Below are 8,563 nucleotides of genomic sequence, written 5' to 3'. Positions count from 1 at the left end.
CCGATATCCCGCCGACTCCCGCTCCAGCCACGCCGCCAATTCCTTGCGTCCAACTTTCTCCGCCCGCGCTCGCTCCAGCAGCCCAAGCATGTATTCACGCTTGCCCGGATCCTCTCCCGCCAGCGACAACGCCAGGTCTCGGTCCATCCAGCGGCGCATGCGTACGTACAGCCACCAATGGAAATACAGGCCCGTGGCGGTCACGATGACGACGATGAAGTAATCCATGGCTATCCTTGGTCCAACGTTTGAGCCCGCTTCACAGCCCGTTATGGCTGTACCAGAGCTGAATGAGAACAAATTTACGACGTTTACGCGGTGACAGCCGTCAAGACGAAGCGTCTAATGAGCACCTGTAACTTTTTGGAGAGTGTCCCATGCGTAAATCCGCTTTGCTGCTGGCCAGCTTCACCACCGTGTCGCTGCTGCTGGGCGGCTGTCAATCGTCGCTGACGGGCGACAGCTACTCCCGTGACGAGGCTCGCCGCGTGCAGACCGTGCGCATGGGCACCATCGAATCCCTGCGTCCGGTGAAGATCGAGGGTACCAAGACCCCGATCGGTGGTGGTGCCGGCGCTATCGTCGGTGGTGTTGCCGGCAGCGCAATCGGTGGCGGCCGTGGCAGCGTAGTGGCGGCCGTGATCGGTGCTGTGGCCGGTGGCCTGGCCGGCTCCGCCGCCGAGGAAGGCCTGACCCGCACGCAGGGTGTCGAGATCACCGTGCGCGAAGACGATGGCAGCATGCGCGCCTATGTGCAGCAAGTGCAGCAGAACGAGGTTTTCCGTGTGGGTGAGCGTGTGCGCATCATGACCGTCGATGGCACCAGCCGCGTTACTCACTGATAACGCAAATTAAAAGAAACCCCGACCGGCTCGGCCGTGTCGGGGTTTCTTTTTGTGCCGGAGAAGGCCGCTGGATCAGTCGTTCAGCCCGAGCATGTCGCGTGCTACTGCTTCGGCGATACGGATGCCATCGACACCGGCAGACAAGATGCCGCCAGCATAGCCCGCGCCTTCGCCGGCCGGGAACAGCCCCTTGAGGTTGAGGCTCTGGAAACTGGCGTCACGGGTGATGCGCAGTGGCGACGAGGTGCGCGTCTCGATGCCGGTCAGCACCGCGTCGTGCAGGTTGTAGCCCTTGATCTGGCGGTCGAAGGCCGGCAGCGCTTCACGGATCGCCTCGATGGCGAAGTCCGGCAGGCTCGGTGCCAGGTCGCCGAGGGTGACACCGGGTTTGTAGGAGGGCTCGACGCTGCCCAGCGCCGTGGATGGGCGGCCAGCGACGAAATCACCGACCAATTGCGCCGGGGCCTGGTAGTTGCTGCCACCCATCACATAGGCGTGGGCCTCCAGGCGTTCCTGCAGCTCGATGCCGGCCAGTGGGCCGCCCGGGTAGTCACGCTCGGGGTCGATACCGACAACAATACCGGAGTTGGCATTGCGCTCATTGCGTGAGTATTGGCTCATGCCGTTGGTGACCACACGGCCAGGCTCGCTGGTGGCGGCGACGACGGTGCCACCCGGGCACATGCAGAAGCTGTACACCGAACGGCCGTTCTTGGCGTGGTGCACCAGCTTGTAGTCGGCGGCGCCGAGTTTCGGGTGGCCGGCGTATTTGCCCAGGCGTGCCTTGTCGATCAGCGACTGCGGGTGCTCGATGCGGAAACCGACCGAGAACGGCTTGGCCTCCATGAACACGCCTTTGGCGTGGAGCATGCGGAAGGTATCGCGGGCACTATGGCCCAGGGCCAGGACTACATGACGCGAATGCAGTTGTTCACCGCTTTGCAGTACCACGCCGGTGAGCTGCTCGCCGTCCACCAGCAGGTCGGTAACCTTCTGCTCGAAGCGCACTTCACCGCCCAGGGTGATGATTTCCTCACGCATTTTCTCGACCATGCTGGTCAGGCGGAAGGTACCGATGTGCGGCTTGTTGATGTAGAGGATTTCTTCCGGGGCGCCAGCCTTGACGAACTCTTCCAGCACCTTGCGGCCGTGGTGGTTCGGGTCCTTGATCTGGCTGTACAGCTTGCCGTCGGAGAAGGTGCCGGCGCCGCCTTCGCCGAACTGCACGTTCGATTCGGGATTGAGCACGCTCTTGCGCCACAGGCCCCAGGTATCCTTGGTGCGCTGACGTACTTCCTTGCCGCGTTCGAGGACGATGGGTTTGAAGCCCATCTGTGCCAGCAACAGGCCGGCGAAGATACCGCAAGGGCCGAAGCCGACGACGATCGGGCGTTCCTGCGGCTCGTTCGGCGCGTGGCCGACGAACTTGTAGCTGACATCCGGCGCAACGCCGACCTTCGGGTCATCAGCGAAGGTGCGCAGCAGTTCGGCTTCATTGCTGGTTTCGAGATCGATGGTGTAGATGAACAGCAGCTCGCTGTTCTTCTTGCGCGCATCGTAGCTGCGCTTGAACAGGGTGAAGCCGAGCAGTTGCCCGTCGCTGATGCCCAGGCGCTGGACGATGGCGACACGCAGCTCGTCGTCGGAGTGGTCCAGGGGCAGCTTCAGTTCGGTGATTCGTAGCATGGCAGGGTCCATTATCCCGGCCATGGGCGGCCGGCGGCTTTACACAAACCGCCAAGTATAAGCTGTTCACCGCACCGACTGGCAGGATAAAAGCACCCGGCGATCAGAGGTCGCGGGCACCACCGTAGTAGGCGCAGCCCCGCAACGTCTTGCCATCGATGCGCAGCTCGGCCTTGAGGTGGCGGATGGCACCGGTGGCGCCGTCGACGCAGCGCTGCGGCGCGACCCACAGTTCGACACGCTGGCCGTTGGCTTCGCTGGACAGGCTCAGGCCGCCGCCAGGCATTTCCTCTTCCAGGTAAGGCAGCGGCAGCGGGTCCTGGCCGACGCGGTTGAGCACCATGCCCTTGCCGCTGGCCTTGATGTCCCAGTCCGGTTCATGGCCGCCGGCACGCAGGGTCAGCTGCTTGAAGTTGGGGTCTTCGCAGCCTGGATGTTCGGAGGATTCAAGGCGGTACAGGCGGGTCACGTCGAGCTGGCCGTCGCTGCCCGCCTGCTTGCTGCCGGCCAGGCGTCCGCGGACATCGGCGAACAGTTTGTCACCGGCGTCGTCAGCCAGGTTGGCGGCTTCTTGCAGGATACCGGTCGCGGCGGCGTCGTTGACGATGAAGCGACGGCTTTCGCTGCAGGGTTTGAACAGCAGGTGGCCACCGGCCGCGCTCAGTTCGCCTTGCATGCGGGTGGTGCCCAGGTTCGGGTCGACCGGTTTTTCGGCCAGCACCTGGCAACCGGCGAACAGCGGCAGCAGGGCGGTGAGCAGCAGGGAAGGGGTGAGGCGCATGGGGCGGGCTCCGGTGTTCGGGCAAAAAGTGCCGGCCACGTTACCGAGCCTGTCGGGTGTCTACAAGGGGGACAAGAGCACTGTACGCGTCATTGCGTAGGAGCCAGCCTTGCTGGCGAACCAGGCGCCTTGGTGGGTGGCACCGGCTACGCCGGTGTTCGCCGGCAAGGCCGGCTCCTACACGGGCCACGCCAGCACCAAATTCAACAGGCAGAAAAAAGGGCCCTAAGGCCCTTTGATCTTTTATCCCCCGAGGTACGCGTCGCGCACCTTCGGGTCGGTCAACAGCGCTTCACCGGTACCCTGCATCACCACCTTGCCATTTTCCAGCACATAGGCGCGGTCGGCGATCTTCAGCGCCTGGTTGGCGTTCTGCTCCACCAGGAACACCGTCACGCCATCGCGGCGCAGCTGCTCGATGATGTCGAAGATCTGCTGGATGATGATCGGTGCCAGGCCCAGCGAGGGTTCGTCGAGCAGCAGCAGCTTGGGTTTGCTCATCAGTGCCCGGCCGATGGCCAGCATCTGCTGCTCGCCGCCGGACATGGTGCCGCCGCGCTGGATGTAGCGTTCCTTCAGGCGTGGGAACAGCTGCAGGACCTTGTCCAACTGCTCCTGGTAGTCGCCCTTGTCGGTGAAGAAACCGCCCATGGCCAGGTTTTCCTCGACCGTCAGGCGCGAGAACACGCGGCGGCCTTCCGGCACCACCGCGATGCTCTTGCGCATGATGTGCGAAGAAGGCTGGCCGACCAGCTCCTCGCCCAGGTACTTGATGCTGCCGCTGCTCGCCTGGGGCGAACCGCAGAGGGTCATCAGCAGCGTCGACTTGCCGGCGCCGTTGGCGCCGATCAGGGTGACGATCTCGCCCTGGTTGATCTCCACGTTGACGCTGTGCAGCGCCTGGATCTTGCCGTAGAAGGTGGAAACGTTCTCGAACTTCAGCATTTACGCCTCCCCCAGGTAGGCCTTGATCACATCAGGGTTGCCGCGGATCTCGTCCGGCGTGCCATCGGCCAGGGGCGTGCCCTGGTTGATCACCACGATGTGGTCGGAAATGCTCATCACCAGCTTCATGTCGTGCTCGATCAGCAGCACGGTCACGTTGTGGGATTCGCGCAAGTAGGCGATGAGGGCCTTGAGGTCCTCGGTCTCCTTGGGGTTCAGGCCGGCGGCCGGTTCGTCGAGCATGATGATCCGTGGCTGGGTCATCATGCAGCGGGCGATTTCCAGGCGGCGTTGCTGGCCGTAGGCGAGGGTGCCGGCGGTGCGGTTGGCGAACTCGGTCAGGTTGACCTTCTCCAGCCAGTACTGGGCGCGCTCCATGGCCTCTTTCTCGCTGCGGCGGAAGTTCGGGGTCTTGAACAGGCCGGCGAAGAAGTTGGTGTTGAGGTGACGGTGCTGGGCGATCAGCAGGTTTTCCAGCGCGGTCATCTCCTTGAACAGGCGCACGTTCTGGAAGGTCCGCACCACGCCCTTGCGGGCGATCTGATGACCGGCCAGGCCTTGTATCGGCTGGCCGTCGAGCAGGATGGTGCCGCCGCTCGGTTTGTAGAAGCCGGTGAGGCAGTTGAACACGGTGGTCTTGCCGGCACCGTTCGGGCCGATCAGCGCCACCACCTGTTTTTCCTTGACGGTCAGGGCCACGCCGTTGACCGCCAACAAGCCGCCGAAGCGCATGCTCAGGCCGCTGACTTGCAGAATTTCGCGGCTCATCGAGGCAGCTCCATGTGCGGACGTTGCATAGGCAGCAGGCCTTGCGGACGCCAGATCATCATCAACACCATCAGCGCACCGAACATCAGCATCCGGTATTCGCTGAACTCACGCATCATCTCCGGCAGCAGGATCATCACGATGGCCGCGAGAATCACGCCCAGCTGCGAACCCATGCCGCCCAGCACGACGATGGCGAGGATGATCGCCGACTCGATGAAGGTGAACGACTCCGGTGTCACCAGCCCTTGGCGGGCGGCGAAGAAGCTGCCGGCGAAACCGGCGAAGCAGGCACCCAGGGTGAACGCCGAGAGCTTGATCACGGTGGGGTTCAGGCCCAGCGCGCGGCAGGCGATCTCGTCTTCACGCAGCGCTTCCCAGGCCCGGCCGATCGGCATGCGCAGCAGGCGGTTGATGACGAACAGCGCCAGCAACGCCAGCAGCAGGGCCACCAGGTAGAGGAAGATGACCTTGTTGATCGAGTTGTATTCCAGCCCGAAGAACTCATGGAACGTTTGCATGCCTTCGGCGGCGCGGCGTTCGAAGGTCAGGCCGAAGAACTCCGGCTTGGGGATGTTGCTGATGCCGTTGGGGCCGCCGGTCCAGTCGGTGAGGTTGCGCAGGAACAGGCGGATGATCTCGCCGAAGCCCAGCGTCACGATCGCCAGGTAGTCGCCGCGCAGGCGCAGCACCGGGAAACCGAGCAGGAAGCCGAAGGTGGCGGCCATCAGGCCGGCGATCGGCAGGCACACCCAGAAGCTCCAGCCCAGGTAGTGCGAGAGCATGGCGTAGCTGTAGGCGCCGACGGCATAGAAGCCGACATAACCCAGGTCGAGCAGGCCCGCCAGGCCGACCACGATGTTCAGGCCCAGGCCCAGCAACACGTAGATCAGGATCAGGGTGGCGATGTCGACCGCGCCGCGGGAGCCGAAGAACGGCCAGATCAGCGCCGCGACGATCAGCCCGATGATGACCCAGCGCTGGGTCTTCGGCAGGGTGAGGAAGTTGGTTACCGAAGGCGGTACCAGCTTGCGGTCCGAGCGGCGGCCCATCACCGCGCTCCACTGCTTGTCGAACAATACGCGCAGGAACATCAGTACCGAACACGCGGCGATGATGCTGATGGTGAACGAACCCTGGCTGTGCACGATCAGGCTGATGCCGTCGATGCTGAGTTTCAGGCCCAGCACCGGGAAGGCCACGGCCCAGACCAGCAAGGCGCTGAAGAACGCCTGTTTGAGATTTCTGTTCATACTTTTTCAACCTCCGGGCGGCCCAGGATGCCGGTCGGCCGGAACAACAGGACGAGAACCAAGAGACCGAATGCCACCACGTCCTTGTACTGGTCGCCGAAGATGTCGGCGCCGAAGGCTTCGGCCACGCCCAGCACCAGCCCGCCGAGCATGGCGCCCGGGATGCTGCCGATGCCGCCCAATACCGCCGCGGTGAAGGCTTTCAGGCCCACCAGGAAACCGGCGTTGGGGTTGATCACCCCGTACTGCATGCTCAGCAGCACGGCCGCCACCGCCGCCAGGGCGGCACCGATGACGAAGGTCAGGGCGATGATGTTGTTGGTGTTGATGCCCAGCAGGTTGGCCATCTTGATGTCCTCGGCACAGGCGCGGCAGGCGCGGCCGAGGCGGGAACGGGAGATGAACAGGGTCAGGCAGGTCATGGCGATCAGCGTGACCAGGAACACCAGGATCTGCATGTACGAGACCAGCACTTCCTCCGCGCCGCCCGGGCCGAAGGAGAAGGCGCCGGGAATCAGGTTGGGGATGGACTTGTCTTTCGAATCCTGCGAGAGCAGGACGGTGTTCTGCAGGAAGATCGACATGCCGATGGCGGAGATCAGCGGGATCAACCGGTTGCTGTTGCGCAGCGGCCGGTAGGCGACCCGTTCGATGCTGTAGCCGTAGGCACTGGTGACGCAGATGGTGGCGACGAAGGCCACGGTCATGAGGATCGGCAGGGAGTGGATGCCCATCATGGCCAGCCCGGCGAGGGCGATGAAGGCCACGTAGGAGCCGATCATGTACACCTCGCCGTGGGCGAAGTTGATCATGCCGATGATGCCGTACACCATCGTGTAACCGATGGCGATCAGCGCGTAGGTACTGCCGATGGTCAATCCGTTAACCAGTTGTTGGAGGAAGTGGTAGATCTCAGGCATTACAGCGCTCCTAAAAACCTGATTTGCATTTCTCTGGCGGGGGTGACCCGGGCCCATTTTGTTCTCGCGGTCTTCGCCACGTGATCGTTGTGCGGGCACTGCCAGGAAACCGCGGGTGACGGTTTTAAGATTTTCAGGTGAACCGGCTCCCGGATCGCGGGAATCAGGTCCATAGAACCTCGTAAAACAAAGCCCACTGCTCGCACAGTGGGCTTCTCGGTCAGCTATTAGTCACGCAGTTACTGAGGGGAGACTTCGGTCTTCGGCTTGCCGAAGTGCCATTCGTAGACCACGAACTTGAAGTCTTTCAGGTCGCCCTTTTCGTCGTACGACAAGGTGCCGGTCGGGGTCTTGAAGGAGCCGGCGTGGATCGCTTCCGCCACTTTGGCGGTGTCCTCGGACTTGGCTGCCTTGATACCGCCGGCGATCAGCTCGACCGCGGAGTAGGCCGGGAACACGAACGGACCGCTCGGGTCCTTGCCGTCGGCCTTGATGGCGTCGACGATGGCCTTGTTCTCTGGATCGGTGTCGAACGACTTCGGCAGGGTGACCAGCAGGCCTTCGGAGGCGCCCTGGGCGATCTGCGAGATGGAGTCGTTACCCACGCCTTCCGGGCCCATGAACTTGGCTTTCAGGCCTTTCTCTTGCGCCTGGCGCAGGATCAGGCCCAGCTCTGGGTGGTAGCCGCCGTAGTAGACGAAGTCGACGTTGTTCTGCTTGAGCTTCTGGATGATCGAGGAGAAGTCCTTGTCACCGGCGTTCAGGCCTTCGAAGACGGCCACCTTGGTGCCTTTCTTCTCCAGCGTCTGCTTGACCGCGGTGGCGATGCCTTCGCCGTACTGCTGCTTGTCGTGCAGGACGGCGACCACTTTCGGTTTGACGTGGTCGGCGATGTAGTTGCCGGCGGCCGGGCCCTGGGCGCTGTCCAGGCCGATGGTGCGGAAGATCAGCTTGTAGCCACGGGCGGTGATTTCCGGCGAGGTGGCGGCGGGGGTGATCATGATCACGCCTTCGTCTTCGTAGATGTCGGACGCAGGCTGGGTGGAGCTGGAGCACAGGTGGCCGATCACGAACTTGACGCCATCGTTGACCACTTTGTTGGCGACCGCCACGGCTTGTTTAGGGTCGCACGCGTCGTCGTATTCCTTGGCTTCGAGCATCTTGCCATCGACACCACCCTTGGCGTTGATGTCCTTGATGGCTTGCTTGGCACCGGTGAACTGCATGTCGCCGTATTGAGTCACGGGACCGGTCTTCGGCCCGGCGATACCGATCTTGATGGTATCGGCGGCAAACGAATGGCTGGCAACCCCGGCCAGAACCATTGCGGCAAACAGCTTGGAAATCTTGATCATAGTGCTCCAC

General features: G+C 63.0%; 9 protein-coding genes. 1 reads left to right on the top strand and 8 read right to left on the bottom strand.

Going from position 1 to position 8,563, the window contains the following annotated elements; genetic code table 11:
* The coding region (locus P5705_RS22355) for a hypothetical protein (protein WP_277463042.1) at positions 1-228 on the bottom strand (228 nt) is incomplete at its 3' end.
* Between the two features lie 149 nt (positions 229-377).
* On the opposite strand from P5705_RS22355, the gene P5705_RS22350 reads away from it, so the two are divergent.
* The gene (locus P5705_RS22350) at positions 378-842 is read left to right on the top strand and encodes a glycine zipper 2TM domain-containing protein (RefSeq protein WP_050704227.1); all 465 of its coding nucleotides are present in this window, start codon (positions 378-380) and stop codon (positions 840-842) included.
* A gap of 75 nt (positions 843-917) precedes the next feature.
* Here the strand turns inward: P5705_RS22350 and P5705_RS22345 are convergent, their stop codons facing one another.
* The 7 genes from P5705_RS22345 to P5705_RS22315 form a co-directional block, all read right to left on the bottom strand.
* The gene (locus P5705_RS22345) at positions 918-2,531 is read right to left on the bottom strand and encodes an NAD(P)/FAD-dependent oxidoreductase (RefSeq protein ID WP_277463041.1); all 1,614 of its coding nucleotides are present in this window, start codon (positions 2,529-2,531) and stop codon (positions 918-920) included.
* 103 nt (positions 2,532-2,634) lie between these two features.
* On the bottom strand, positions 2,635-3,312 hold the full coding sequence (locus tag P5705_RS22340; RefSeq protein WP_277463040.1) for a COG3650 family protein: 678 nt from the start codon (positions 3,310-3,312) through the stop codon (positions 2,635-2,637).
* A gap of 243 nt (positions 3,313-3,555) precedes the next feature.
* The gene (locus P5705_RS22335; protein ID WP_028692122.1) at positions 3,556-4,257 is read right to left on the bottom strand and encodes an ABC transporter ATP-binding protein; all 702 of its coding nucleotides are present in this window, start codon (positions 4,255-4,257) and stop codon (positions 3,556-3,558) included.
* Entirely contained in the window at positions 4,258-5,025 is a 768-nt protein-coding gene (gene livG / locus P5705_RS22330) for a high-affinity branched-chain amino acid ABC transporter ATP-binding protein LivG (protein WP_277463038.1), read from the bottom strand.
* Positions 5,022-6,278 (bottom strand): high-affinity branched-chain amino acid ABC transporter permease LivM, encoded by a 1,257-nt coding sequence (locus P5705_RS22325; RefSeq protein ID WP_240064767.1) that lies wholly within the window; start codon positions 6,276-6,278, stop codon positions 5,022-5,024. Before P5705_RS22325 ends, livG begins: the two co-directional genes overlap by 4 nt.
* Positions 6,275-7,198, bottom strand: a complete 924-nt coding sequence (gene livH / locus P5705_RS22320) for a high-affinity branched-chain amino acid ABC transporter permease LivH (protein WP_277463036.1) — start codon at positions 7,196-7,198, stop codon at positions 6,275-6,277. Before livH ends, P5705_RS22325 begins: the two co-directional genes overlap by 4 nt.
* A gap of 239 nt (positions 7,199-7,437) precedes the next feature.
* Positions 7,438-8,553 (bottom strand): branched-chain amino acid ABC transporter substrate-binding protein, encoded by a 1,116-nt coding sequence (locus P5705_RS22315; RefSeq protein WP_277463035.1) that lies wholly within the window; start codon positions 8,551-8,553, stop codon positions 7,438-7,440.
* Positions 8,554-8,563 lie beyond the last annotated feature (10 nt).

This window comes from Pseudomonas entomophila (assembly GCF_029478665.1).
GTDB lineage: Bacteria > Pseudomonadota > Gammaproteobacteria > Pseudomonadales > Pseudomonadaceae > Aquipseudomonas > Aquipseudomonas entomophila_F.
The sequence above is the reverse complement of the archived record's forward strand: the minus strand, read 5'-3'. Positions and strand labels throughout refer to the sequence as shown.

What these genes read in the sequence shown, in the direction of transcription:
- P5705_RS22345 (WP_277463041.1), bottom strand. Translation starts at nt 2,531, where the DNA reads ATGCTACGAATCACCGAACTGAAGCTGCCCCTGGACCACTCCGACGAC.
- P5705_RS22315 (WP_277463035.1), bottom strand. Translation starts at nt 8,553, where the DNA reads ATGATCAAGATTTCCAAGCTGTTTGCCGCAATGGTTCTGGCCGGGGTT.
- livH (WP_277463036.1), bottom strand. Translation starts at nt 7,198, where the DNA reads ATGCCTGAGATCTACCACTTCCTCCAACAACTGGTTAACGGATTGACC.
- P5705_RS22340 (WP_277463040.1), bottom strand. Translation starts at nt 3,312, where the DNA reads ATGCGCCTCACCCCTTCCCTGCTGCTCACCGCCCTGCTGCCGCTGTTC.
- P5705_RS22350 (WP_050704227.1), top strand. Translation starts at nt 378, where the DNA reads ATGCGTAAATCCGCTTTGCTGCTGGCCAGCTTCACCACCGTGTCGCTG.
- livG (WP_277463038.1), bottom strand. Translation starts at nt 5,025, where the DNA reads ATGAGCCGCGAAATTCTGCAAGTCAGCGGCCTGAGCATGCGCTTCGGC.
- P5705_RS22325 (WP_240064767.1), bottom strand. Translation starts at nt 6,278, where the DNA reads ATGAACAGAAATCTCAAACAGGCGTTCTTCAGCGCCTTGCTGGTCTGG.
- P5705_RS22335 (WP_028692122.1), bottom strand. Translation starts at nt 4,257, where the DNA reads ATGCTGAAGTTCGAGAACGTTTCCACCTTCTACGGCAAGATCCAGGCG.